Here is an 825-nt window from a genome sequence, read left to right as displayed (position 1 = left end):
GTCGGATGAGCTTCAGAAAATGAAATTATTATTGCTCTATAAGTAATAGTCAGAAAATTGCACTACCCATCTCCACGTCGGATGCGCTTCAGGAAATGAAATTATTATTGCTCTATACGCAATAGTAGAAAAATTGCACTACCCATCTCCACGTCCGATGAGCTTCAGGAAATGAAATTATTATTGCTCTATAAGTAATAGTCAGAAAATTGCACTACCCATCTCCACGTCCGATGAGCTTCAGAAAATGAAATTATTATTGCGTAGGTCGCAATAAGGTAGTCCTGCATAGTAATGGTAAATAGAATAGTATGGGAGCAAGATGCTCCCACTACGGTGTCTTATAACAAAAATCATTACAATAATCATTACAATGCACTACCATTACAATGCACCACCACCGAAAATTCTTACTTTTAACTTTTGACTTTTGACTTTTGAAGTCTAATTTGGACTGACACAGCTAAAACAGTACATTAGCTTTTAACTTAAAAATTCTTACTTTTGACTTTTGAATTATAATGCGGATGAAGGGACTTGAACCCCCACTTCCGAAGAAACTAGAACCTAAATCTAGCGCGTCTACCAATTCCGCCACATCCGCATAATTTTAATATAACACACAAATCAAAAATTTTTACAGTTACTGCCAATTTTTTTTTATGTCTTGCTCTACTGATTAACTCTTAAACCATTAACAATAAAGGCAACTGCCTTTTTGGATTAAAAAAAAGTATCAGACTTTCAGTCTCAAACGCTAAAAAAGTTAGTATTTTAGGCAAACAAGAGAAAAAAAATTATTCCCCCGCTCCCCTACTCCCTTAC

Annotated in this window: 1 tRNA gene; it reads right to left on the bottom strand. The window is 35.2% G+C overall.

Annotated features, from left to right (window positions below):
* Window positions 1-522: 522 nt before the first annotated feature.
* Window positions 523-604: transfer RNA gene (locus AFK68_RS01415), tRNA-Leu, on the bottom strand.
* Window positions 605-825: the final 221 nt, after the last annotated feature.

The organism is Hydrocoleum sp. CS-953, assembly GCF_002260545.1.
GTDB lineage: Bacteria > Cyanobacteriota > Cyanobacteriia > Cyanobacteriales > Microcoleaceae > Trichodesmium.
This window is presented reverse-complemented; position numbering and strand designations above follow the sequence as displayed.